Origin of the sequence: Blautia sp. 2227st1_G12_2227SCRN_220401, assembly GCF_039062885.1 — a bacterium.
Classification (GTDB): domain Bacteria; phylum Bacillota; class Clostridia; order Lachnospirales; family Lachnospiraceae; genus Blautia_A; species Blautia_A fusiformis.
In genome coordinates this window covers 1-26358 of record NZ_JBCLNI010000037.1, presented here as the reverse complement: position 1 = coordinate 26358, position 26358 = coordinate 1, and the positions used below count along the sequence as shown (strand labels likewise).

Genomic DNA, 26358 nt, shown 5'->3' with positions numbered 1-26358 from the left:
TTAGTATCTCAACTATTCCCATTCTTGTGGGCAGAACCGCACCATGCGGACGTATCATTATTCTGTGAGGATAGGTCGTGGCAAAACAACTTTTCCAACAGTCGCTCTCGGATCACTGCGTGGGTCGCTCGCTTTCTTTTGAAAAGGTCGTGGCGTACAGTCCCCGTGGCTCGCCATCTCACAAACGTATCTGTCTGCTTTATTCAGTTGTCAAAGAGCTGTGGTGAAAGCGTGTTGCTTTCATATAAAAGCAGGTGGCAGAGCAGGAAAGAGGGGGATATTAAATCATGCTCCGCTAAAAACTGCTTATTCTTCTGGTTCTAAGTCCATATCTTCAATATCAAAACCTAAAATCATTTTGATAAGTGCTTCTCTGATACGTCCTTTTAATTCCATATCTACAACGATATAAACATTGCCGTATTCATCATAAAGTGAACGCAAACAGCACTTTGATATGTAAGGGTCATAAAATGCCAGTAATTTTTCAATCGCTTTTTCGTTTCCGTCCATAGCTGATGAAATCAAGTAATAAGACGGTTTCTTAAATAACTGTTTCATTTTCTAATGTTCCTCCTTGAGTATTTTTTTCATAGTTTCCAAAGCGTGATGTCGGTTTCTAAATACACCGCTTTGCGTGATTTTCTGCAAGTTGGCAATTTCACTTTCTGTCATTTCCAAGAAGTAATACATCAACAGAGTATTGCGTTTTCTTTCTGGAAGTTTCTTCAAGGCTTCTGCCAATTCATCATCAAGGACACGAATATCAATGCCACATACTGAAAAGATTGTATAATCTGTTTCGTAGTCGTCCCAAACAGCCATTTTATCAACAAGGACATCTGGCAATTCGCTGAAAGATATTTCTTTATTCTTACGACGGTTTAATTCCTTGTAATAATCTTTCACGACACTACGGACAACTTTCTTTAAACAACTTTCAAAACGACATTGAACTGTTTTCTGGAAGTCAGACGGTTTCATCAATCTCACCTCCTTTCCTTTATGATTTGAAAAGTGTTTATCCCTCTTTCCGCACCATATAAGGACAGCTAGGTGTGATTTAATGACCTCTTTTGAAAAATTTTTTAAATTTTTTCGGGTATGAAAAAAGCCCGCACAAAACATATAGTCTGTACGAGCCTTTAAAGCTAAAACATATTCAATTTTTAATAGTGTGCTATTAGGTGGGATTTGATTGCAAATAATTGTACTTAAAGCTTTCCATAACGCAAGCCCCCTTAAAGCACCGTATCAATGTTGGCATGGTTTTTCAAATTACTCTGAAAAATTATGAACTGTTCCTTTTGGAAATATAATTGTCAGTCTTGTATATTCTTTTTCCGTAGAAGCAATATCCAATTTCAATCCCAACCTATCGCATAATTTTTTAGATAGATACAGTCCCATACCTGTTGCATTTGCCTTGTTTCTGTTAGAACCAGTAAAGCCTTTTTCAAATACACGGGATAAATCAGACGTTTTTATTCCACAGCCATTATCTTCAATTACAAGCAGTATATTTGTTCCGTTGTCTTGACTGTATATCGTCAGTTTGTTTTCCTGCTTGTCAAAATACTTAATCGCATTTTGCACGATTTGAGATAGAATGAATGTCAGCCATTTTTCATCAGTATATACAACATTCTCTATGTCATGGATATTGATAATTACTTTCCTTTCCATAAGTGAATGACGAAATTTCAGAATGACATTATGTATCACTTCGTCTAACTGCAACTGTTTTACAAAATAGTCCTTTTCCGTATTTTCACTCCTTGCATAGTAGAGCATTTGTTCCACCAACTGAAATATCTTGTCTGTTTCTTTTTTTAACGTGTAATTTTTCGTATTATCGAACGTCAAAGACAATGCTCCTATCGGTATTTTAATTTCATGGGCGAAACTTTCCACATATTCTTGATAATCCTGCTTTTCCTCTGTGATTTTACCGATTTCATCATTCATAGATTTGCAGGCTTTTTTTAGTGCGTAGTAATAGGCTTCATTTTGAAATTCTTTTGGCTTTGGTAAAACATCTGCAATATAGTAGGTTTCTTCCAGTCCGTCTACTAAATCAATAATATGTTGCGAAGCCTTACGTTTCTTCCGATACAAACACCATTGAAAAAGCCCTTGTATGCTGATGAACAGAATTACCAGCAATACAACAAATAGCGTATCTACACCGTAGAAAATCAAGAGAAATGCTACTAAGGCAAGAAAGAAAAGCTGAAACAATATCTCTGTTATTTTTTCTTCTAAGAATGTAAAAAAGCTCACAGTTTCCAACCCTTTCCTCGTATATTTTCCAATAAATGAACAATACCGATTTCTTTCATTTTCTTTTTTAGACGGGTCATATTAACCAGTAATACATTTTCGTCTAAATAATATTTGTCGTTCCACAGCTTTTCCAATAGTTCTTCCTTACTGATAACTTTATCTTCGTTCATAAAGAAGTAGTATAAAATACGAAATTCATTTCTTGTCAATTCAATGCTTTTCTCTTGATACTTCAAAATAGATAAATGTAAATCAAGGGTACAATCTTTTTTAACAAGCTCACGGAAATTATTCGGGTTTGATAACTGCAATGCACGCTTGATCTTCTCAAGAAGAATAAGCGTGTCATACGGCTTTGTGATGAAGTCAATCCCACCCACTTGAATACTTTTCAATTCGTCAGCATTTGTATCTCTGCTTGTTACAAAGATAATCGGTACTGGCATGACTTGTTTTATTTTCCTGCATACTTCATAGCCATTCTCATACGGCAGGTTAATATCAAGCAGAACCAGTTCTATGGAATATTGCTTTAATTCATCTGTCAGGTTTCCAAAGTCAATCAATAAAACTGTTTCATATCCTTGTGTGTTCAATAATTTAGAAAGCTCCAAACGAGTGATTTCATCATCTTCGATAATTGCTATTCTCATTTCAACACCCCCTTGATTTACCATTATAATAATTTCACAGCAGGAGAGCTAGAAAAATCTAACTCTCCTCATTGATATTTCGTTTGAAACCGATATACGTTGCTATCCAGTAAATACTATAAATTAGGAAGAAGATAATTAAATTCAAGCCAAAGTACATTAGATAAAGGTGTTTATCTCCCAAAATTTGTTGATACACATTATTCAATGACGACATCATCACAAAAGAACATAATATTGCTGATATTGCAGGGACACAAAATAATATCAATAATTGTTTTCTGATTGTCTTAAATAGCGACTTATCATTTATTCCTAATCTTCGCAAGGTCAAGTAGCGATATTTGTATTTAGTAGAGTCGCTCAATGATTGAACTGCCAAAATTGTTCCTACTGCGGAAATCAAAATAAATGCAATGTACATAAACAGACTGGCTACTATTGCAACCATTGCTTTTTGTTGTTCTATTTCTGCACCTCTTACGTTTACTCTATACGACTCATCATTTATTTCTCCATTTTCATCAACCTTTACTAATTGATGTTGCATATCTTCTTTTATCTTATTTTCTAATTCTGCGTCTGTATCTTCTTTTGTATCTATAATCAAATGATTTTCTGATACTTCAAGTCCTTGAACATATTTATCTGGAAGTACAACAACAAATCTGCCAGTATTAGTTATAGAGTTCCAATAAGACTTAGTGTCATATCCTTTTAATTTCAAATTTTTATTTGCTACTGTTATGGTTTCAATATCTTTGTTATCTTCAACCTTATATGCAAACTTGCTATTTGTAACTATATAGTATTCGTTATCATTTAAAGAAAGCAACGGCATCTTTCTTAATTCCAGTAACCTATTATAATCACTTAACTTCAAGACTGGGTCAAAATCATAATATTCTGATTGGAAGAAATTTTGTACCTGATGATTCGGCTCTTTATAAATGTTGTACTCAATGGTATTAACAATCGTATATTCTTCTTCAATTACTCGAATATATTCATCAAATACCTGCTTATCATCAAAGAGTTGTACATCATATGGTGCATTTAAATTCACGCTGATATCATACGAAGCTTTGTTGATACTAGAATAATTCAGAGCCAGCAGTGAAGTTAAAATCAACATAGACAATGTACCAAATGTGAAGCTCATTGTTCTTGCTTTAGAAGCAAATGTTCTTGCTACAAACAGATTATCATTTTGATATTTCATTTTTTTATTCTTTAACAAAACAGTCAAGAACATATCTGCACAAGTTGTAGATATACCATAAATGCTGATAATCAACATGATTACGCTTACCATCAAATAAGTAAGTGTTTCTTGCTTATTAAAATTATCCATAGTACAACGTGAATTCCAGAGAAAAAGAGAAATCGCACCAAGAATAATACTTAAAACAAAAATGACATTTCTTTTTTTACTGTCACGGAACATTTTCTTTTCATTTTGTTTGTCAAAATAAAGAAAATCACGTATCGTCATTTTACTTATTCTTCTTAATAGATTAAGCAAAACCAAAACATAAATAGTTAAAAAATAAATTATCAATAGTCCAATAGAAACGAAATTCAAAGAAATAAAGAGAGTTTTTGGAATACCCAGTAAGTTTACAATTACTAACGACACAAACTGGCTGAATAAAAAGCCAATAGGAATAGCTAATACAAATGCTAAAATTCCCAACAGTATATTTTCAATTACAACTAAGTGGGCAATTTCTTTTTTCTTAATGCCAAGAAGCATATATGTTCCTAATTCTTTACTTCTTTTTTCAAACATAAATTTCGTTGTATAGTTGATCAAAAAGCATATCACAAAAATAATAAGAATATTTACAGCGAACAATGAATTCTTAAATGCATCCATACTGGAACATAACTTTACAATTTCATCAGAATTTGCCACCAAATTAAAAGCAAATATAAGAGAAAAGGATGCAGTAACGGTTATCAGATAAATCAAATAATCTTTAATATTTCTTTTTGTATTTCTATACGCTAACTTACCTAACATTTCCCACTTCACCTCCGAGCAAGGTTAATATATCCAGTATTTCATTGAAGAAATCTTTTCTGCTTTTTTCCCCTCTGAAAATTTCATTGAATATTTTACCGTCTTTCAAGAACAAAATACGTTCACAGAAAGACGCACTAAACGGGTCATGTGTTACCATTAAAATAGTAGCCTGCATTTTCTTGTTGATTTCAGACATTGTTTCCAGTAATAATCTGGAAGCTTTTGAGTCCAAAGCTCCCGTCGGTTCATCAGCTAAAATCAGTTTCGGTTCATTGATTAAGGCTCTAGCACAAGCACAACGCTGTTTTTGTCCGCCAGAAACTTCATAAGGAAATTTCGATAAAATATCACGAATACCCAATTTATCGGCGATAGCATGAACTCTTTTCTCAATATCAGTAGGGTTCTGTTTGTTGATAACCAATGATAAAGAAATGTTTTCTCCAATCGTTAAAGTATCTAAAAGGTTGAAATCTTGAAAAATGAACCCTAAATTTTCACGTCTGAAATCAGCAAAATCTTTATCCTTGATTTTGGTAATATCTTGATTATTGACTGTAATGTGTCCGCTGGTTACAGTATCAATCGTAGAGATACAGTTTAATAGGGTAGTCTTTCCAGAACCACTAGCTCCCATGATTGCGACAAATTCGCCCTTATCTACATACATAGAAATACCGTCTACTGCCTTTGTGATATTTCCAGAGTTACCCCCGTAGTATTTTTTTACTTGCTCTAAATTTAAAATGTGTTCCATTAAAAATCGCTCCTTTCTTCCTGCCACATTTATTTGTTTTGGAATACAATTAAATTATAGCAAGGGCAGTATTCAATTACACTTACAGTTTTGAAAGTAAACAGAGAGTAAAAGAGCCGTGATAATGCAGATCACAATTTTGTGAAGCATTTCCACGACCCTTTTATTATAATTTTGCCTTTGTCTTTTTCGTAATGATATAAATATATTCTTCTGGTGTAGGGCGTTTATTCCCAAAATACTTTTTGAAATTTGCCTGCACCTCTGGGTCGGTGCTATTCATAGCTTCATCAATCGTAGCTTCAATATCCGCCCGAACATCAGCCAATGATACACCGCCAGCTTTTGCACCAGCTTTCAATGCCTTTTTTATATCTCTTTTGTTCAGTCCTATCATATTCATACCTCAATTCTACTTTTTAAAGCTAATAAGTTTTCCATTGTATTTTACAATGATGAATATGATATAAAACACTCCTACAACAATCAAAATAAGACCTATGTAATAGCCTAATTCAGAATGAGAGATTAAATTGATAATCGGCATAACAAGAATACCAATACTAACCAGTAAAGTGCCTATTCCTATTTTTTTTGTAAACACCTTTTTATCTTTAGGGTCAAGTTGTGTATAATGATAACCATGTAATAAAGTAATATTCTCTTTTATACCTATTTGATAAGATGTAAAAAGTAAAAACAATCCTATAACTATTTCAACAATCAATTCCTCTAATTCCATAATCGTTCTCTCCTTTAATCAAAATAAAATAATTCTTCAAATTTTTTATCTAAAGCTATACAAAGCACTAATGCCAATTTTGCTGTTGGATTAAATTGTCCAGTTTCAATAGAACTAACTGTATTCCGAGAAACCCCGACTAGTTCAGCTAATTCTGTTTGTGATAATTTTTTTTCTTTTCGTACAGTTTTTAATCTGTTTCGCAAAATTAAATGTTCGTCCATTCTATAAACCTACCATTAAAAATTTATAAAAGTAATACCCCATAAATAGAAAAAAGAATAAAGCAATAACAAATTTGGATTTATTTTTTGAAATATGTGCTTCATAACCCATAGAGCCAAATGCCACAGACCCAATAATTGTCATTATGTCATAGTAAGGTTCTTTACAAACTGCTTTAATGAAAAGAATTAAAATGCAGATAAATAAAACAAACATTAAGCCAAAAGATTTCCCTTGAAGTTTAATATGTTTTTCGTATTCATCAAGATATAGATTCTCTTTTTTGTTTTGTGATAGTATTTTTTCTTTATCCATTATATAACGCTCCCTTCAAATAATACCAAGTACACTTGTCATTTATATTATAGCATTCGGTCATTACAAGTCAATATTTTTGCACAGTTTTCTTGTCGTTTTGTAAAAGCGTGCAAATCTGATAGGAAATGCACGCTATATCATTTATCCTACAATCTTCCAGTTACTATCCTTATGTAGCACAAGCTCATACTGCGATACCTGCGTCGCTTTTGTCTGATTATCAATGAATTTTACCGCAACCTTGACTTTCACATTGTCGCCGTCCTTTATAAAGATAGGGTTTACCAGTTCAGAATAAAGGTAGTCCCTGCCGATAGGTTCAATCACATTTCCCAATACATAGTAAGCAAGCTCTTTTTCCGTCGCTGTTGGGTACAGCTTAAAGAATGTTTCCAGAAAAGCGGTAGCGTCATTTACCGTATCAGCGTCCACGCTTGCGTCTGCTTCTGGTGTCTTAGGCTCATAGTCTGATTTTTCAACTGCTGGTGCAAGGGTAGGGTTTTGAACGATTACCATATCCCCGTCTGCGTCCACATAGACTTTTACAGTATAGGTTGCTTTCACATTGCTTGTCTGTTCTCCCTCTTTTATCTGCTGATCTACTTCGTAGGTAGCAGAAAAAGTGTCCGCTCCCGATTGCTCGATATGCCATACAATCACATCTGTAACCGTGGAGCTGGTCGGTATATCGGTTCTAATGGTGTCTACATTTAAGTCCTGCAATTCCTTTGTCAGATAACCGCTGATTGCCTGCGTCCTTGCTTCGATAGCTTCTTTGCTGTTATCCCATGTGTAATAGGACTTCGCAAAGTTTTTCACGAAATTTTCTATCCCGTTGGTGTCCTGCAAGCAAAGTTCAATGATTTCTTTTTCATGGGTGGTGTGCTGGTCGATAGCCGTAAAATTCTTATACACCCCAAAGCTCACGCTTGCGACAAGCACCACCCACAACGCAATCACGGTTTTCTTATGTGTGCCTACCTTGACAGTACGCACCTTTTTTTCTTTTGGTTCTTTGATAGTTTCTGTCTGTTTCTTATTCTTCTTAAACATATTTTTCAAGTCCTTTCTATTGTTTTACTCGTCCTGCACCGATTAAGTGCTGTTGCCAGTAACTACTACTTAGGTCTGCATATCCTATCGGGTCGCCTGCGTGGTACATCTGTGTCGGCGAAACAAGAATACCGACGTGTGTTACATACGAACCAGCGTTATAGGTGGAATGGAAAAACACCAAATCGCCTGCTTTTGCCTGCGAGAGTGGCAGATGTTGGGTTGCGTCATACTGTGCTTGTGCTGTTCTCGGTAAGGAGATACCAGCTTTTCCATAGCACCATTGCGTCAATCCCGAACAATCAAAGGAAGTATTCGGGTTACTGCCACCATACACATACTTCTAGCCTTGATATTTCAACGCTTCATTCATTACCTTTTGTGCCAGTTCTCCCGATACCTGCGGAACTGCTAAATACTGATTGACTACTTCCACATAGAACATATTTCCATAGCCATACCGCCAGCCCCCATTCTTAGCAACGGCTATCGGGTTGGTGTAGGTTACTTTCTTTCCACCCGATTTCTCACGGGCGAAGCTCTCTGCAAGATTAAAAGTGTGTTTTTTTCCTTTTCCTGCCACATATCCCACATAGCCACCGCCATAGTTATAAGACTGTATCGCTACATTCAAGTCGTCGATACCTTGATTTTTGCAGGAAGAAAGCAGGGACGCAAAATACTTACACCCCTGCTTGATTGAGCTTTCCGTATCTAAGGAATTAGGCGGTAAACCAAGACTTTCCGAACTCTGCATAACATCTTCTGCCGTACCGCCACTTTCTACTTGAATGATAGCAAGTAACACATTGACATACTCGGAGATACCGTTTTCTCTGGCGTATTTTTCTACCATAGGCTGATGTTTCAAGACTTCTGCGGATAGGTTCATACCCGTAATGCCAGAAGAAAAATTGCTGTTCTCGTCGTCGCTGTCCGCACTAATGAGGACGCCAAAGAAAAGCACCAGAGAAAAGAGGATAGGAAACAGACTGCCAATGATAGCGATATGTTTCAGTTTCATTTTTTCTTCTGTCCTTTCTTCGTTACAAGGTTACGGGTTTTCTCTATGGTCTGCTGGTTCTTCTGGACGCTCTGGGTCTGCTGAACCTTTATCCTGCGGTCTTTGGTGTCATTCTGGCGTGTTTCCTGCGATACCACTTTTTCTACATTCTGCCTATGTACTGTCTGTGTAGGCTGGGGTGCTTTCTTATCAGAAGCACCAGAAGATAACGGACGCTCTTTGATAACATTTGTCTTGACTGGCTCACTTGCTTTCGGAGTTGGAGCTGTGGCTGGGCGTTTGACTTCCTGCATTTTTTCAACACTCGGCTTTGGAATGGTTGAAGCTGTGACTGGTCGCTCATGGGGACGGGTAGCTCCCGTTGTCGCTGATCCGTCAGCCTTTCGCTGTACCTGCCTTGCTTCTTGTGCCTTTTGAAGCTCCATACGTTTGTCAGCGATATTTTTCTTACGCTGTTCCTGCTTTTCCAAGCGTCCCGTCTGTCTGGACTGCTGTTCCTGCACCATGCCACGCTTGAAGTCGGACACGCTGGACTTTGCCTTTTCCTTTGCGGAATACACCGCATAAGCGGTCTGTGTCGGCATATCCTTGATATTCTCTTTGACAGCGTTTGCCTTGTCTTTCACTTTATTTTTCGTATCTAAAACAGCACCGACTTTTGAACCTGCACGCTGTCCCATGCTGGAAGTGGTATTGCCCCGATTTTCTTTAGAAGCCGTATTTTTTCTTTCGGCTCTCTTGCCAGCAACGGCACTTCCAGCCACCGCACCAGCTACACCGCCCGAAATACCGCCAGCACTTACCGCCCTTGCAATACGGTGTTCCATACGCCTAGCCCGATGTCGCATAAACAGATACGGTCTGCGGAATATGCGTCGTCCCATGCTTTGACTGTCGCCAGCATTAAGTGAGAACATACTCATTAAGTCGCCCAGCTTCATGTAGATACCAGCGAAACATACTATCTGCAAGAACGCCACCATAAAGAATGGGTAGTCTGTGGAAATGTTGTAAAACATACTGGAAATACTAAATGCCACCGTTACAATGAGCGTTATTCCTGCCCGTGTCATTATGGTATTAAATACTCTCACGATTGCCTGCTTTGCCATGCTTTCATAGCTCGGTATCATGGAAAGTAAAAAACTGATAGGTAAAAACATTGCAAAGATAATAAAAAGTATCTGGCTGAACAACATCATGCCCGTAAGCAAGAATACAAATATCGTGATACCCAAGTTAAAGAACAAGAGGAAGAACACCATACCCAAACGGTTCACGACCTGCGGTATTGTCAGATTGTTATTGTCGTTGTCCTCGATTTCTGTTTTCACGACTTCCTCTCTGGTTTTCCCGTCCTCGTCCTCTGGACTTGCCGATACGAGAGCTTCTACACGGTCTGTCCCGATTTCTTCTGCGTTGCTGTTCCCGAATTGAAGCAAGAGCCACGGCTGTTCCACTTGAATAGAAAATAGGCTGTCCCGTATCAAGTCCACGCTGTCCTTACCCTCGCTGTCGGAGTTAGGGAGCATGATTTTTGTTCCCAAATCCAAAGAAGCGGTACTGATGTCTGATGAAAATTCATTTATCTTCTTGATATAGTCGGGAGCATAAGCAATAAATGAAGCGGACAGCACGAACACCACCACAAAGTTGATAACAGCGTGAAGTGCTTTGCTGGTTTCCCGTTTTATCAGTCCCGTATAAGCAACGTACATTCCCACCACTAAGATAATGAGAAGCAGGAAACCAACATAGAAGCCCGTAGAAGAAAAGCCGTTCTCGGTAACGCCTGCAAGGGTCTGTATGCTCTTTCCGATACTGTCTGCCATATCATTGATGAAGTCCAGCTTATAGGCTTCCTGCACCACATAGCCCGTTGCATTACTCAAATACAAACTGATAGTCCAGACAAAGTTGGTAATGCAGTACAGCCCGTATTGTACCGATTTTCCGATACCGTCGAGCCAGTTCCACGGAAGCCACGACCAGCTATTATCGACGAAAAAATCAAGCTGGTAGTTGGAAAGGGGATATTTTGAATAAAGATTTTCTGCGTTTATGGTATCGTCTACAAGCCCCGTCGCATGAGCCACCGTCCCCAAAAGTGAAAGCAGGATAAGGGAGAGTGCCACCACGAACAGAGCCATTTTGAGAAAGTGGAAAATCTTCTTTTTTGTGAACACACCTTTTATCCTTTCTTTCATCACTCCACCTCATTTCTCTGTACGGGCGGTCTGGTATCAAAGGCGTGTAGCAGTTCTTCAAAGACTGGGTGTATCTGCACCACACCGACACGCCCGTATAAGTCCTGCAATAAGCATTGTCCGTTCTCCAAATCACGCAAGCGTTTCTGGTTGTTCTCATCGTCCTTGTCGATACCGAAAAACTCTAAGGTCTGCTTTATCTCGTTTATATCCGTGCTTCTAAATGCAAACTTTAAGCCGATATTGTTTTTCAGACTTTCCTTTGACACGTCATAGGCAGACTGGGTAACGAAATAAACGCCTGCCTGCATAGCTCGCCCAGCACGAACCAGCTTATTTGATAAGGTTTCTCCTTGTGCCACATTTAAGAACGCCCACGCTTCGTCTAAATCGACAATCTTAAAAATGCTTCTGTCCGAATGGATAAAATCAAGGGCAAAGGTACTAATCACAATCAGCATAGACACAGACAACAATTCAATGGTCGTGTATTCTTCAAAAGTGGTATCTTTATCTGGCAGTACAAGGTCGGCTACTTGAATGATATTGAGCTGATTATCCAGACTGATAGCATTTTCTACCGTACCGTCTGAAAACAGCAGGTGTGCAAAGTCGTAGTCCGTGAAGCTGTCGATATGGTCTGCGATATTTCTTGATATGGGCGTATCTTCACGGCGTAGCTCGTCTATCACATGGAGCAAGCCCCGACTGTCGCTCTGGGTAACGGAGCGTACTGCCTTACGAAGTACGGGGAATTTTTCGCCGTCCCTTGAAGAAATACCCGTAAGGAATGTTAAGATGTCGATTGCCAGACTTTCAGCGTCTTTTACATTCTTCATAATCACAAACGGGTCAAGAAGCCCTGCATTGTCCTTATCGCTGGTAAGATTTACGATATTGATTTCATGTGCAATCTCTGGGAGCGTTTCTTTCCAGTTACCACGCTCACTTTTAGGGTCTAACAGAAGTGCTTGACCGCCAAACAGCACCGCATAATATACCAGAAGATTGTTACAGAACGATTTCCCACCGCCAAGCGAACCGACAAAAGCAGACGCTAAAGCGTTGGTAACTGTACCTTTTACACCTTGACTGGCAAGGGACGGTTGCAGGTACACATTTCTTCCCGTATCAACAGAATAGCCCATATAGATACCCGTAGTTTCTCCTAACTGCTGTGTCGCACCAAAGCCAAGCCCAGCTAAAAAATCTGATTTTACATACTGCACATAGTCATTGATATATCGCTTGCTGGCTGGTAAAAATTCAGAATGAAGCCCCAGCATATCCCCAGCAGGACGCACCAGCTTTACATTGAGGTCGTCGTAAAAGTCCTTGACTTCATCACAACGGCGTTTCAGCTCGTCAAGATCGGGTGCAGACACCCGTATGACGTAGCTTAACTTATACATACTTTCTTTTGTCTGGTCTAAATCAGTTTCCAGCTCGTCCACGCTGTCTAAAGCGTCCACCACATTTGAGCTGGTTTCACTTCCTGCTTGATAGGCGTGATTATCAAGGTCTTTCAGTTCCTTTTTCTTGTTGCGGACGGTCGTTAATGCTTTCCGATTTTCCACGATTTCTACATTCATGCTCGTATCAACGGGGAATGTGAATTGCTGTTGCTGGAAATAGAAGATTTCAGACGACGGAAAATCAAGCTCTCCTACAATCGCATTGACGGTAAAATAGGACACATAGCTTTCCTTGTCCTCATGTTCCAATCGTAAATACCGCTGGCTTTCCTCAATCACACACCTTGTCGGACGGATAAGGTCGTAGTATTTTATCAGCGTCTCTTTGTTCAATTTTTTCTTTGGTAGCTGGTACTCATAATCTTCATAAGCGATACCGTCCCTGCCGTAAAGATGTTCCATGAGATACCCAAAATCATGGATTTCCAAGCGACGCACCTTAAAGCGACGGGAGATTTTATTTTCCAGTAACTTTTCCATTTTTATGTAACGGTTGATTTCATCATTCGGCATGGAAACAAAATCATTCATCAGCGTGTGGTTCACTTCATGGAGAAATTCTGTGAACGTCAGCCACACCGATTTTTTGATGTTCTTCAGATTGAGCTGTTCTTCCGTAACCATGAGCTTAAAGCCAAGAAAAAAGCGGTAGTCCACTTGATTGTCCCCAATCATAGATACTAACGCTTCGGTCTGTTCGTCTATCTTCTGGCAGGCAACTTCCTTTAATTTTCCAGTTACCAGCTTCTTTGACTGTTCCTGCATACTGCGGATTGAGCTTTCTGTGGCAATCTGCAACGCATGAATTTTACCCTCACGGGACTGTGCGATAAGCTGTCGGAAACTGTCATGCACGATAAATTTCTGCTCTGCGGATAGAAAAGAATAGTTGTATGGTATCAGCTCATAGTAGGCGAACACCTCATTGTCCTTGTTCCAGACAAGGTTATTGTCAATATATTTTATCGGGAACATAGTTCACACTCCTTACTGCCGTGATTGTTTCATTCAATATCTGCTTATGCAGTTTTACGGCTTTTCCTGCATAAGTGATTTTTGGTCGCAGGGCATAGGTTATCTGTGATTTCAAAAAGCTGTACGGCTTCTTTCCGTCAAAGGTTTTCTGCGACATGAACCAAGTGAGAGCAACGGGAATACCAAAGTATTTGAGAAATGCTCCCTCAATCATGGAAAGTGGGGGAATATCCCCAAACAGAATGATGATAAATTCCGTAATCACAAACCATGTAATCTGTGTAAAAGTAACGGGAAAGGGTAAGTTAAAGTCATTGATTGCATACAAGACTTTTTCCACGTTCCAGATACCCGTGTAGCTTTTAATCTTTTTCAAGTTCTTTCAGCTCCTTTCAAAATAGAAAAGGACAGCCATTTTCAGACTGTCCCTTAAAAGAGAAATACGCTGTCAGTAGCAACAATGCTTGTCGCTGATCTTCCAGCGTTAATATGGTATCTCGCACATACCTCGGCTTGTTTCAATAAAGCAACCGCCCATATCCAAATCTCGCCCGTAGGCTTCATAGTCAATGTAATTCTGTAAGCTGGGTGGAATGTCCCCAAGTGCCTGCAATTCGTCTATGTAGTAGTAGGCAACATCTGTCATGGTTTCACAGTCGGGATAATAGTAAATATCGTCCTTATGTTCCACGACTTCTTCCAGCGTCCCATAGTGGCTGATAAATTCGTCCAGACACTCTACAATATAGTCGGGAAGTTCCTCTATCATTTCATACATCTCATTGAGTTCTTCAATGGAAACATACTCGCCAATCGCAATGGGAAAGTTGTCGGTATCATGGATAGCGTATTCCTCATACTGTTCATTCAAGCCGATTTTTTCTTTCACATCTTCCTCGTCAATGGGGAACGTGAACCAAGCACCGACTAAATAGCCCTCATTGTATTTGCCAAGATTAGCAATATAAACCGCCATATCATCAATCATAAGCACCACCTCATTTCCTACTCTGGCAGTTCAAAGATACCGTGTTCTGTTACTAAAAATTTCCCGTGTTCCTGCAAGTGAGAAGCGTAGGCTTCAAAGTCAAAGTAGTATTCTTGACAGTCCTCGGATAAATGCTTGAACATCGGGTCGTTCATCAGCTTTTGCCTTGCAACATCTATCATGCTTTTACAGTCGGGATAAACAATAATCACGTTCCTGCAAATATAAAGTGCTTCTAAATTTTCAAACACCGTAAGTAGTGATACATATTCTTCCTGCATATCACTTGAAAGCTGGCGGTACATAAAATCTAATTCGTTGAGCTGGTACACGCTGGTGTGTTCGTGGACTTCATCAGCATAAGGCAACACCTTTTCGATAATACGATAATCCCCACTTTCTGCACCGATACCTAACTTTTCTTCAAACTCGGCAACATCTATCGGCAGGTCGAACCAGTATGATATTGTTTCTTCGCCAGTTGTTCCTCTCGTTTCCACCAGCACCCTTGTTTCCTGCATTGTTCCTCACGTCCTTTCTGTTGCTTCATCACATCTTTTAAGCTCTGGTACGACATACCAAACACATACTTTGAAAAATCTTCTAACTGTTTTATATCATAATTCGTAAGCGGTAATCGCTTCATTTCATGCCACACTTTACGCTTGTAAGAGGGCAGGTTAGAAATATAATCACAGCCGACGTTTGCCTGCATATCCTTAAAAATATCGCTCATTTCATCACTCCAATCTGATTTTAGGTAAGAAAAAAGCAGTCAATCCTAAGACTAACTGCTTTATGTATATGGATATAATTTGATTAAGTTTTAAAACCAGTTTGTTTTTTCATCTCTAAATTGAGGGTTATCGCTGTGTTGATATGGATTATAGTTATTCAGATTGCAACCATATTCTTTTAATGATTTGATTTTGTTATCTTCTGTCCATTCAATTAAGGAAATACCGTCAAATTCTTCAACGCTTCCCGTATTCATTTCATTTTTAAAATACCATTCTACGACAGTTTGATTTTCTTTATGAAAGAACTGTTTAATATCCCAAATAATGACTTTACCACGAGTATTCCATTCATTAAACCAATGTTTTACTGTTTTAAGATTTTCATATTTAGGACACCAGCTTTCCGTATAAACAACATCTTCTGTAAAAATTTTATCTATTCCTAAGTCTTGCTGTTTCAACCACATATCAAACCATAAACGAATAATTTTTTCTCTCTCATTCAAAATAGAACACCTCGATTACTTCTTTTTTCACATTATAGCACCCATACATCAGCCCCACAATAAAATTTTATGCACCGATAATCTTATTGAACAGCTCTAACAGTACATCTTTCACACCGCCAGCATTGAATACCAAGCCGACAGCAATCAAGGCAACTACCAAGAAACCGATAAGTTTTGAAAACTCACGCTTGAACCCTAAGTAGATACCGATAACCACAATCGACATAAGCACTAAGCTCTGTGCGTTGCTTAAAAACCATTGATACAAATTTTGCCCGAAATTCATGTTATTTGTCCTCGCTTTCTTTTAATTTCTTCATTTCATAGTCAGCTCCTTTGCCAACACTTAAAATACACATCAAGGCTACGCCGATACCCGTTCCAACAGATACCAGCAGGAAGTCTTTCAATAATTCCCACATTTTTTCATCACTCCTAACTTTCTACTAAATCTTTTGCAGGGGTCGTCTGCTGTTTGATTATCATTTCATGCTTTTCTGTGAGCTTTGCCTGCTGTTCGATAGTTTTCATGTAGGCTGTTCCGTTTCCCTTATCAATCCTTTTCAGCATTTTCAAGGTCGGTGCTACCTGCCGTTGTACCCACCGCAATGTACGGTCTAAGGTGTAAGGCTCTGGCTTTGTCGTCAGCTTCAAGCTCTGTCTGTTATCGCCGATAAACCACGCCCAGCGGTCATTGAGTTTCCAGTCATTTTTTCGCTTGTCTGCTTCTTCATCAACAAACCGCACATACTGGTTGATGATAGAAAAGGCAGTCTGCTCTGCGTCATAATAGGTCAGCAAATCTCGTACTGCATAATAGGCACGTTCATTTCTAAGCCGTATCTCAAAACGGTTGATAATGTCGGCTTCTTCCAGCGGTGTCCCTAACTTGACGTACTGCTCATAGTCCTTTTCATAGATACAGAAATACACATCTGATTTTAGCGAACCAAGATAAAGGGTGCGTCCCATATATTCTCTGTCGTCCTCTCTATGCTTGATAAGCTCGCCCGACTGATAAAACTTATAACTTCTGGACTTTCCGATATATTCCCGTTTCCTGCATTTTTCCGCAAGCTCTGGAATATCCAAAATACCCGTATGGTCGTTGATAGCAAGGTCGATACGCTTCATCACGCCACCGTCTATGAGTGCGTCCATGAGAAAGTCATACCAACTTCTTTGTTGTGCCAGCAGGTAACTTTCAAACTGTCGGCAACCACGCCCCTTTAACTCTAAAAGGACACCTTTTTCTTCGTCAGCCGACGTATAGATAAAGATGTCCCCTAAAGAATAATGCTCCGTATAACTGTAATGTCCGTAATCTTCATGGAGCATATAATTGATATTCAGTTTTAATATATCTTTGATGATGTGCTGTATATCCAGCGTGGGAAAACGAATTTTCACATAATCAAACAGCATGGTAAGCGGTACTTCTGGATTGAACCTTGCCAGTTCCTTATGCAGAGTTTCCAGAAGTTCCTTTGACGGCTTCATTTTTCCACTTTCTATCTTGTTGAAATATTCCCTTGTGATACCAGAAGCCACCGCCAGCCTGCCTTGTGAGATACCGTAAGCAATCCGTTTCTCCCGTAATTCTTTTATCCGTTGTTCTTCATTCAGAACCATACCCCCAATCTGTAAAGTGTGAAGTTTTTTAAGGCGACTTCACAGCCGATTTTTGCTAGAAAACCATGCCAGAAGCCTTATGTTTCCTATGTTTTTTGTCTATTGTCTATTTGCAAACGTACCCCTCTGTTAGATACCGAGGGGTTTTACCTGCTGGCGTGGCTGACGCCACACCAGCAACGGCTAGTCCGTGCCGTCGCCTTTCGCTTCGCACGTCGCCGTCCCGTCCTGCCTTGCTTGTGCAAGAGAGCTGATAGTCTGTAAAAAATCATGTCCTTTTGGGACTAAAGGCGTGTAAAACTCACTTATGACGCTTGTTCCCACATCACAATAGCCACGCCCCTTGATACGCTTCTGGAAAAACTGCTTTTTCACATCTGAACCAAACAGCATACCGTAACCTAATTCGCTGATACGCCCAAGTCCCACACGGAAATTGAAGTTATCTCTGATACCATCTGAAAAATACTTTGCGTCTGGACGCTGGCAGGCAACAATAAGGAAATAACCTGCTTGTCGCCCTAACATAACGATTTTCTTTAACTGGCTAAGTAAGCTCACGCTTTCTTTTGTCCCCAACATTTCAAAAAACGCCACATATTCATCAAAGATAAGAAAGCAGGGTGGAAGTCCCAGATAGGCGTAGTTTTCGCCCGTCTTATAGTTCGGGTGTTGCTTCATTTCCTCACTTCGCCGTACCATGCCCTCATAAAAGGCATTGACGCATTCAATCATTTCTTCTTTGGTGTGATAGACATTAGGCATGACTGTTCCCAAGTCTGCAAGGTCGCTGTTCTTTGGGTCTAAAATGTAAAGGACAGCGTTGGTATGCAGTAAGGCTTCAATGAGCGTCAGCAGAAAATAAGTTTTACCGCCACCAGTCCCACCAGCAATCAAAGCGTGAGGGAGTGCGTCATATTCCCACACAAGATTTTTCATCAGCCTAAGACAGCCGTTTTCTGCCCATACTTCATCAATGGTAATGCGGTTTGCTATCATGTCATAAAGCAGGGTGTATTCAATATAGCCGTCATGTAAGGTCTTGTCGGTCAGCTCGCAATACAAGCCACTTTCCAATTTATCCTCTAACCGTAAAAGCTGGTCTTGATATTTTCCCAACGTGATTTCACAGCGGATATGGAGCAGTCCCTTTTCCATTTGATAATAAATCTTCGGAAACCAGACGATTTTTTCCCTTGATCTGCTTTGCAGGTCAGTAAAAAAACCGCTGTCTTGTACGGTATCGGCTTCATACCACTTATTTTCCAACACCATTCTTGCCAGCTTTTGACGGTGCAGGAGCTTCTTGAAACTGTCGTAACAGAAGCGGTAATACAGAAAAGCGACCAATACACAAGCACCAGTCGCTATCAGTATGGTTATGAAGTTGTAAGGGGAGAGTGTCAAGCCATTCTCTAACAAGCTGAAATGCTCCCAATCGGTACGCATGAGCTGTTTCATATTCAGTAGCAGGAGAACCGCCACAAATATAAACAGAAGCGTTCCTATGGAAAAATGGTAAACAAGGTGCTTGTCGCTGGCTCTGATACGGTGTCCTTTATTCCAAATCTTACGCATAAATCAATCACTCCTTTCTGGGTACGAAAAAAGCAGTCAATCATAAGACTAACTGCTATAAAAAGTTATTTTCACAAATCAAACACAATGCAAATATTAAGCATTTCATTGTTATACTCGGCTGAAATTGTACCATTCATCTTTTCAACTAATGCTTTTGAAATAGACAATCCCAGTCCAGTTGAATTTCTAGCATTATTAACTGTATAAAATCGGTCAAATAATTTTCCAACTTCTATTTCAGTCAAATTTGAAGCATGGTTTATAAAATGAATTTCTCCATTTTCAAATAATGTAACTTCTAAATCACCATTACTGTACTTGACCACATTATTCAATAAATTTGCAAATATTCTTGATAATGCGGAACGGTCAAGATTACGAACTATCTTTTTCTGTGGAATGATAATCTTAGGAGAAATTTGCTTTTCTTTTAAAATTGTATAAAATGAAGCGATACTTTCCTCTAATACATTGTTAATAGTAATAGGTTCAATTTTTAAATCTTCTTCTGAAGTTAAAATCACAGAATAACGAAATAATTCTTCTGTTAGTTGTTTTAGCATTTCTGTACGATTTTTTATGACAGCAATATATCTATTCACTTTTTCACTTTTTTCTTCTTGTTCAAGTAAATCCAAATAGCCATATATTGCGGTTAGCGGTGTGCGTAAATCGTGAGAAACATTTGTAACAGCATTTTTTAATTCTATATCGCCTTTTTGAAATTTTCTGCGTTCAGCTCGGAGCTTTCGTAGCTGGATATTTATTTCATTTGCTAAATGACACATATATTTATCGTTGCTTGAAATATCAATCAGAGTATTACTATCGGTTATGAGCTTTTCAGCGAATGAACATTCTATTTCTTTTGCAGATTTTCGTAATAAATGTATCTTGATAAGTAACAAGACAATCACTAAAATCAGTCCACTTATGAAAAGCCATAACCATAGCATAATTTTTCACTCCTTTACTTTAAATCTTTTTTCTTGAAAATCCAAACACCTGCACCAGTTGTAAGTATAACGATTACTAAGGAATATATAGGCAATCGTGTTAAATTAACAACTTGCATTGTTGAACATTGAATTGCTTGACCGCCTGGATTTACATCATAAATGAATTGCACAATTTCTCGTTTTGTTCCGTCTAAATATTTTGGATTTTCCATTTCTTGAGCTGTGTTTTCTCCATTTTCTCCTATCGAATAAGCTGGAATAGTTTTTGGAGCGTCCAACATTCTATTACACATTGCACCAGCAAACAAAAGCCCAAATGAAAATAGAATACAAGCTACTGCAATAATAGCTTTATTTTGAGAGAGCATTGCTACAAGTGTGAAAAGAGAAGCAAATGTAACTGATAAAACCAAGACAGTTATTCCTATCATTACAATCATTTTCATATCAGCAACAAAAAATCCAAGTAAAGGAATTCCAACGCTGAGATACGGAACAAAAAACACAATACACATTGTAATTGCAATAATAGAACAAGTTACCATATTTGATAAATAAATAGTTTCTCTTTTCTGTCCTACGATAATTTTGTTTCTGATTGTTCCGTCATTATGTTCTGTACCGATAAAAAGACTACAAAATACAGCAAGAATAATTCCTATGAACAATGCACACATGAAAAATCCATTGTCAAGATTATTGATATATCCAGACTGTTTCATATCCCTATATCTCAATAGTGGGCTAGCTATTCCAATCACAAACATAAAAGCTAATGAACCCCTAAAACATTTATTTTTCCTTAATCGAAAGAAATTAGCAGATAATAATTTATTCATGTCTTGCACCCCCTACCAAGCTAACAAAATAACTTTCTAAACTTTCATCATGTTCATGTATCGAAATAACTTCACAATCTTTTTTGGATAATTCTGTCGTTAATTTTGAAATATTAACTTTTTCAAAAATATCCGCTTCTGTATTAGAAAGTATTTTATATTCAATGTTCATAGTGTCTAAAACATAAGCAAGGGTTTTTGTGCTTGATACTTTTAAATGAGTACATTTTCGGCATTTACTTTCCAATTCAATAGAGCTAATCTGTTTTATCATTTTACCATTGTCAATAAAGCCATAGTATGTTGCCAGTTTTGATAGCTCGTCTAATATATGACTAGAAATCAAAACGGTAATTCCATGTTCTTGATTGAGCTTCAAGATCAATTCCCTAATTTCTATAATTCCTTGTGGGTCAAGTCCATTGACTGGCTCATCAAGAACGAGAAAATCTGGCGAACCTGCAAGAGCAACCGCAATACCTAGTCTTTGACGCATACCAAGAGAAAAATTTTTTGCTTTTTTATTTCCCGTATTTTCAAGACCAACTAATTTTAATATTTCGGAAATTCCATCATCAGAGGGAATACCTAATACTTTGTATTGCTCCTTTAAATTTTCATACGCTGTTAAATCAACATAAATTGACGGTGTTTCTACGATTGCTCCCATTCTGCGACGAGATTTTGTAATGTCCTTATCTATGTGCTTTTTGCCATAAAGAACATAGTCGCCAGATGTAGGCTCTTGTAAACCACATATCAACCGTATAAGAGTTGTTTTGCCTGCTCCGTTTTTGCCGATAAGACCATAAATCGAACCTTTAGGCACATTCATTGATAAGCCGTTGAGTGCTTTAAAATGCCCGTAGTTCTTACATAAAGAATTTGTTTTAAGAACATATTCCATGATTTTTACCTCCTGTTTTCTGATATAGTTATTCTATCTTGTAAGAGTAAAGAAAACGGTAAAGAAAACAGTAAAGAAACAGTAAAGATTTATTCTGTTCTCATTTTAAATCCAATTCCCCAAACAGCTTCAATATAATCTTTTCCACTTATATCACGAAGTTTTTTTCTTAAATTACTAATGTGCATTTTTAATGAGCTTTCAGTACAGTCTGGTGTGTCCTCACTAATTTTTTCTAAAAGAAATGACTTTACAATAACTTGCTTCGGATTTTGTATTAACAATTTCAAAATAGCATATTCCGTTCTCGTCAGTTTTACTTTTTTGTCCTCTATGAACACTTCATAAGTAAATGTATCCAATGTAATATCTTCAAATTCTAATGTTCTGTTTAATGAGGGTGTTTTAACTCTAAGTGCAACAGTAATTCTTGCCAATAATTCTTTTGTATCAAAAGGCTTAGTAACATAATCAACTGCACCACCAAGTAAAAGAGATACCTTATCTTCAACATTTACTTTTGCACTCATAACAATAATGGGAATATCTGATATTTGTGGTAATAATTCTTCCCCAGACAATCCCGGTAACATTAAGTCTAGCAAAATCAAATCTGGTTTTGTATCTGCTAAAAATAATAATGCTTCTGTACCAGAGTAAGCATGGGAAACCATATATCTTTCATGTACTAAAACTTCGTCCAACATTTTGTTTATATGAATATCATCATCAACAATTAAGATATGCTTCATTTTCATCACTCCATTATATTTGATATGAAATAATTATACCGTTATGCAGTATGCTCTACAATATAATTTTTACTCGGCAATCCTATTTTTTATGTTGTCCCTGCGGTGTAGGGTTCTGTGGATTACCTGCGTTCTGATTGCCTTTATTCTTCAACACAATATCCTCTGCCTTTACATACCAGTCCACATCTGCACCTGTATAGGTTTTTCGTGATACCGTATCGGCTACTGGATTGACAAGTTCCACAACTGCATTGTACGGAAATTCCCTTAACGGTACTTCTGGCGGTACGGACACGGGGATAATTCCACCATGCAGACTGCACTTCAAATCATAGATACGCTTTTTAAGCTGGGTACTCGGTGTCCCGTCCTCATTCTGCAAGAACACATCACGCACCGCTGTAAATTTTAATTCTCCAAATGTTTTCTCTTTGTCAATAACAAACCCGTTTGATAATCTCATAAATGCTTCACTCCTTTACTTTTCTTCAACTGCTACAATATCATCAGCAAGCAACACATAATCGGTATGTCCCATATCCCCGATTGCGTAACCTCTGCCGTATAACTTCGGATTGACAAGTTTTACTTTCTGTTCATACTTGAAATGCTTTTCGCCAGCCTGCACGGGAATTTCCACCACAACATTTTCCCCTCTCTGCACATCTGAATAAAGGTTATAGCTTCTTCTTGCGAAAAATCTGCGGTTATCTTTATCTCTGTCAAAAACATGGTCGCTTTCGCCTGCAAATTCAAGAGTTCCAAAAGACTGTGCCATATCTGGCACGACATATTTCATTTCCATATTGTTTTACCTCGTTTCTTTCTATTTTTGATAAGTTTTTTGATTGTGATTTCTTATTCTGGCGGTTCGGGAAGTACCAGCAATCCCACCGATAGTAAAGGGTAAAATCAATGCTTACGCACCCTTGACTATCCGTGTTCTTGCAGGTTGTTGGCAGACAAGCCAGAATAAGCGGAAGTCTGCCGTTTGACAGCTTCGGCGGAGAGCGTGATTTTCCTTTTCTCATACCATTACCGCCTTATGATTTCTTCATTTTACGGCGTTTGTAGAAGAAGATACCTGCCAGTCCAGCACCAGAAGTTAAAAGAAGTACAAGCAGTTCGTAAAGGTTGGTGTTATCGCCCGTTTTGGGACTGTCGCTAGGTCTGCTAGGCTTTTCTGGTGTCTGTGGTGTTTCGGGTTTCTCTGGTTCTTTTGGGACTTCTGGTTTTTCCTTAAAGGTAATCGTCTGTCCCTTATCCTCAATATCCTTATGCTCGGTAACTTTCTTCGGCTCGTCTGGATTGCTTAAATCGTACAATTCTTCAAAAGTTACAAGCTGTTTTCCGTTAAAAGAAGTAGCGTCAAAAGTAAAGGCAACTTCTACTTTCATGTTTTCGCTGTCAGCGGTAAAAGTGTAATCACTTTCCACACGCTTTCCATTGATAAGAAGTTCTGCATTTTCTTTTTTCAACATCTGCCAGCCCTTTAACTGATATTTTGTGCCGACTTCTAAGCCCTCTAAAGTAACCGTATCAATGATTGTAACGTCTTTTCCAGCTTCAAGCTCTTTGTTGCCGTCCTTATCGGTAGCAGTCGTATGAATTTTGATGATACGCTCTGTGATAAGTACCGTCTGCCCGTCGTCCTCAATGTCTTTGTGTTCCGCAACTTTTACGGGTTCGTCTGGATTGCTGAAATTATACAATTCTTCAAAGGTAACAAGGTTCTTGCCACCTAAAGCAGACGCATTGAATGTATAGGAAATTTCCACTTTCATTTCCTCATCATCAGCGATAAAGGTATAGTCGTTTTCTACACGTTTCCCGTCAATGATAAGCTCGGTGTTTTCTTCCTTTAACATCTGCCAGCCTTTGAGCTGATATTTTGTGCCTTTTGTAAGTCCGTCCAATTTGACTGTATCAACGATTGTTACCTCTTTTCCTGCAAGGATAGTCTTTTCGCCGTCCTTGCTGGTCGCTGTGGTATGGATAGAGATTTCTTTTTCGTATTCATCAGTCAGCGTCCCTAAATCAACCACAAGGTTATTTCTTGATACCACGATTTCAAAAGGTGGGATAAGTTCAAAGCCTTTGTTACTGTCACAACGCATTTCTTCAATGATATAGGTATCATAAGGTAATGCACCCTTGCTGTCGTCTGGTTCAGAAATCCCAAACCACACACCGTCCTCGCTGGTCTTGCCTGCGTTTGTATTGTGCTTATGAGAAGCCCAGTCAGCAGAAGTGGAGAATTGCCCGTTATCATCAGTTACCACGACATGATTTTCGCCCGTCGTCTTGCTTGTGATCCTAAAAGGAACATCAGCAAGACGCTTGTGTGTGCCTGCACCGATTTTCACGCCCTCAATATCCCCACGCTTAATCTGATTGTAGATAGAATGGGCTTTGTCGGTTAAGTCCACAATTTTTCCATTTTCTGTGATTGTAAAATCAATCGGTTTTGCACCGTCAGTCAAATATCCGTTTGGAGCTTCACTTTCAACGATACGAAACTTTCCATAAGGTAAAAGGTCGGCAGAAGTAGAAGCGACACCCTCAATATCGGTACGAATTGTCTTTACCACTTCATTTTTTTTGTATAGCTTGCCCTCAACCAATACTGCATTATCATTTAAGGAAATGATGTCAAAGGCAGTATCTTTCAAAGTGGCACTTCCTTGTGGCTTTGTATCGCCCGTTTCTAAATCTCGTTTCTGAATTTTGACACCGCCACGGATAACCTTGTCAGAAACGGAAAACTGGTTACTTCCAGATAATACGGCAAGGTCGCCGTCCTCGGTAATCTGTGTTACATATAAGCCCTTAATCTGTTCGGACTTATCGCCAGCCTGCATATATGCACCGTCAAGTAAGTAGCCATTTGGAGCTTTCGTTTCTTCAACGGTTAGTGTTCCAAGTGGAAAAACGGCTTTACCGTCTTGCATATAGAAGCTGTCGCCAGACACCTTGTATGCGTCCGCTAATTTTGTGATGTAGTGGGTTGTCCCGTCGCTGTCTGTTTCAGCGATTGTCTTTGTAACCCATGTACGAGTAGCTTCGGCAGGGAGATTGTCTTTAGTATAGAAGCCTACATAATACTTCCATGTAAATTCCGCACCTGCTAGAGAAGCGTTTCCTTGCGGATTGTCTTTCTGTGTTTCCATGTCAATCTTGAAAAGCTCAATCAAAGTGTCCGTTACTTTTGGCGTATCAGATACGTTCAATGTCGCTGTCTTTCCAGCTTCAATCTTTAAGGAATATACAGTTTTATCTACTTTATATCCTGCTGGTGCGGATAATTCCTTGATATAGACTGTGCCTGCTTTTACCTCTACAACATCTGTATTTCCGTTTTCATCAGTCGTAAGGGTGGCAAGCTGTTTCGTGCAGTCCTTATCAGAAAAGACACCGTAGATTGCACCAGCGACAGAGTAATTCCCGTTACCGTTTGTAATGCTGGTATTACTGGAAGTCTTTTGTAGTTTCGCATTTCCGACATTCAGTTTCGCCCAGAATTGTCCTAATTCCTGCCCCTCGCCAGAGTAGATATAACCGCCACATTCATAGCGTCCTTTATTCTCTTTGACAAAGGCTTTTACACCAGAGAAAACTTCGTCCTGTGTTGCCTTTGGAATTTCATCATAAGAAGCTCGCACGTTATCACATTGCCAGCCAAGATGTACGCTCAATCTCTGCCA

29 protein-coding genes and 1 pseudogene are annotated in these 26358 nt (G+C 38.7%); all 30 read right to left on the bottom strand.

Annotated features, from left to right (window positions below; all coding sequences use genetic code 11):
• Positions 1-306: 306 nt before the first annotated feature.
• Positions 307-561 carry a helix-turn-helix domain-containing protein gene (locus ABCM67_RS14675; protein ID WP_002322727.1) on the bottom strand — a complete coding sequence of 85 codons (255 nt, stop codon included), beginning with the start codon at positions 559-561 and terminating at the stop codon, positions 307-309.
• A gap of 3 nt (positions 562-564) precedes the next feature.
• Complete coding sequence (locus ABCM67_RS14670; RefSeq protein WP_003061815.1) at positions 565-984, bottom strand: sigma-70 family RNA polymerase sigma factor; 420 nt, start codon at positions 982-984, stop codon at positions 565-567.
• A 294-nt stretch (positions 985-1278) separates the two neighbouring features.
• A complete protein-coding gene (locus ABCM67_RS14665) occupies positions 1279-2283 on the bottom strand; it encodes a sensor histidine kinase (RefSeq protein ID WP_007286197.1) in 1005 nt (334 codons plus the stop codon).
• The gene (locus tag ABCM67_RS14660) at positions 2280-2939 is read right to left on the bottom strand and encodes a DNA-binding response regulator (RefSeq protein ID WP_015517518.1); all 660 of its coding nucleotides are present in this window, start codon (positions 2937-2939) and stop codon (positions 2280-2282) included. The genes ABCM67_RS14665 and ABCM67_RS14660 overlap by 4 nt, the downstream gene beginning before the upstream one ends.
• Positions 2940-2997: 58 nt before the next feature.
• On the bottom strand, positions 2998-4965 hold the full coding sequence (locus ABCM67_RS14655; protein ID WP_007286199.1) for an ABC transporter permease: 1968 nt from the start codon (positions 4963-4965) through the stop codon (positions 2998-3000).
• Positions 4955-5725: an ABC transporter ATP-binding protein gene (locus ABCM67_RS14650; protein ID WP_003061398.1), complete on the bottom strand. Its 771-nt coding sequence runs from the start codon at positions 5723-5725 to the stop codon at positions 4955-4957. Before ABCM67_RS14650 ends, ABCM67_RS14655 begins: the two co-directional genes overlap by 11 nt.
• Positions 5726-5891: 166 nt before the next feature.
• Entirely contained in the window at positions 5892-6122 is a 231-nt protein-coding gene (locus tag ABCM67_RS14645; protein WP_003060191.1) for a hypothetical protein, read from the bottom strand.
• Positions 6123-6137: 15 nt separating this feature from the next.
• A complete protein-coding gene (locus ABCM67_RS14640; RefSeq protein WP_003061243.1) occupies positions 6138-6467 on the bottom strand; it encodes a DUF3784 domain-containing protein in 330 nt (109 codons plus the stop codon).
• Between the two features lie 14 nt (positions 6468-6481).
• Positions 6482-6691 carry a helix-turn-helix transcriptional regulator gene (locus tag ABCM67_RS14635; RefSeq protein WP_007286202.1) on the bottom strand — a complete coding sequence of 70 codons (210 nt, stop codon included), beginning with the start codon at positions 6689-6691 and terminating at the stop codon, positions 6482-6484.
• Position 6692: 1 nt separating this feature from the next.
• Positions 6693-7007: a DUF6442 family protein gene (locus tag ABCM67_RS14630; RefSeq protein ID WP_003061887.1), complete on the bottom strand. Its 315-nt coding sequence runs from the start codon at positions 7005-7007 to the stop codon at positions 6693-6695.
• Between the two features lie 144 nt (positions 7008-7151).
• Positions 7152-8063, bottom strand: coding sequence for a conjugal transfer protein (locus ABCM67_RS14625; RefSeq protein WP_003062215.1), 912 nt, complete (start codon positions 8061-8063; stop codon positions 7152-7154).
• 16 nt (positions 8064-8079) lie between these two features.
• A pseudogene (locus tag ABCM67_RS14620) lies at positions 8080-9087 on the bottom strand (bifunctional lysozyme/C40 family peptidase).
• Entirely contained in the window at positions 9084-11294 is a 2211-nt protein-coding gene (locus tag ABCM67_RS14615; RefSeq protein ID WP_003060083.1) for an MFS transporter, read from the bottom strand. Before ABCM67_RS14615 ends, ABCM67_RS14620 begins: the two are co-directional and overlap by 4 nt.
• The gene (locus tag ABCM67_RS14610; RefSeq protein ID WP_003060327.1) at positions 11294-13744 is read right to left on the bottom strand and encodes an ATP-binding protein; all 2451 of its coding nucleotides are present in this window, start codon (positions 13742-13744) and stop codon (positions 11294-11296) included. The genes ABCM67_RS14615 and ABCM67_RS14610 overlap by 1 nt, the downstream gene beginning before the upstream one ends.
• Entirely contained in the window at positions 13722-14120 is a 399-nt protein-coding gene (locus ABCM67_RS14605) for a conjugal transfer protein (RefSeq protein ID WP_003061368.1), read from the bottom strand. Before ABCM67_RS14605 ends, ABCM67_RS14610 begins: the two co-directional genes overlap by 23 nt.
• A 108-nt stretch (positions 14121-14228) precedes the next feature.
• Entirely contained in the window at positions 14229-14732 is a 504-nt protein-coding gene (locus ABCM67_RS14600; RefSeq protein ID WP_002323345.1) for an antirestriction protein ArdA, read from the bottom strand.
• Between the two features lie 17 nt (positions 14733-14749).
• Positions 14750-15253 (bottom strand): antirestriction protein ArdA, encoded by a 504-nt coding sequence (locus ABCM67_RS14595; RefSeq protein WP_003062492.1) that lies wholly within the window; start codon positions 15251-15253, stop codon positions 14750-14752.
• Positions 15172-15468, bottom strand: coding sequence for a hypothetical protein (locus ABCM67_RS14590; protein WP_008687105.1), 297 nt, complete (start codon positions 15466-15468; stop codon positions 15172-15174). Before ABCM67_RS14590 ends, ABCM67_RS14595 begins: the two co-directional genes overlap by 82 nt.
• 90 nt (positions 15469-15558) lie before the next feature.
• Positions 15559-15978: a nuclear transport factor 2 family protein gene (locus ABCM67_RS14585; protein ID WP_003060053.1), complete on the bottom strand. Its 420-nt coding sequence runs from the start codon at positions 15976-15978 to the stop codon at positions 15559-15561.
• 67 nt (positions 15979-16045) lie between these two features.
• On the bottom strand, positions 16046-16267 hold the full coding sequence (locus ABCM67_RS14580) for a hypothetical protein (protein WP_003060793.1): 222 nt from the start codon (positions 16265-16267) through the stop codon (positions 16046-16048).
• Position 16268: 1 nt separating this feature from the next.
• On the bottom strand, positions 16269-16403 hold the full coding sequence (locus ABCM67_RS14575; protein WP_003061156.1) for a DUF3789 domain-containing protein: 135 nt from the start codon (positions 16401-16403) through the stop codon (positions 16269-16271).
• A gap of 13 nt (positions 16404-16416) precedes the next feature.
• The gene (gene mobT, locus ABCM67_RS14570) at positions 16417-17613 is read right to left on the bottom strand and encodes a MobT family relaxase (RefSeq protein ID WP_342992952.1); all 1197 of its coding nucleotides are present in this window, start codon (positions 17611-17613) and stop codon (positions 16417-16419) included.
• 183 nt (positions 17614-17796) lie between these two features.
• Entirely contained in the window at positions 17797-19191 is a 1395-nt protein-coding gene (locus tag ABCM67_RS14565) for an FtsK/SpoIIIE domain-containing protein (RefSeq protein ID WP_173828585.1), read from the bottom strand.
• 71 nt (positions 19192-19262) lie between these two features.
• Positions 19263-20150: a HAMP domain-containing sensor histidine kinase gene (locus ABCM67_RS14560; protein ID WP_021739603.1), complete on the bottom strand. Its 888-nt coding sequence runs from the start codon at positions 20148-20150 to the stop codon at positions 19263-19265.
• Between the two features lie 14 nt (positions 20151-20164).
• Entirely contained in the window at positions 20165-20992 is an 828-nt protein-coding gene (locus ABCM67_RS14555; protein WP_021739604.1) for an ABC transporter permease subunit, read from the bottom strand.
• Positions 20985-21899: an ATP-binding cassette domain-containing protein gene (locus ABCM67_RS14550; RefSeq protein WP_022621470.1), complete on the bottom strand. Its 915-nt coding sequence runs from the start codon at positions 21897-21899 to the stop codon at positions 20985-20987. Before ABCM67_RS14550 ends, ABCM67_RS14555 begins: the two co-directional genes overlap by 8 nt.
• An 89-nt stretch (positions 21900-21988) precedes the next feature.
• Entirely contained in the window at positions 21989-22651 is a 663-nt protein-coding gene (locus tag ABCM67_RS14545; RefSeq protein WP_173828586.1) for a response regulator transcription factor, read from the bottom strand.
• An 82-nt stretch (positions 22652-22733) separates the two neighbouring features.
• Complete coding sequence (locus ABCM67_RS14540; RefSeq protein ID WP_173828587.1) at positions 22734-23117, bottom strand: YdcP family protein; 384 nt, start codon at positions 23115-23117, stop codon at positions 22734-22736.
• Between the two features lie 15 nt (positions 23118-23132).
• Entirely contained in the window at positions 23133-23459 is a 327-nt protein-coding gene (locus ABCM67_RS14535) for a YdcP family protein (RefSeq protein ID WP_005340715.1), read from the bottom strand.
• Between the two features lie 238 nt (positions 23460-23697).
• Positions 23698-26358: SrtB-anchored collagen-binding adhesin (locus tag ABCM67_RS14530; RefSeq protein WP_342992951.1), on the bottom strand; the 2661-nt coding region annotated here is incomplete at its 5' end.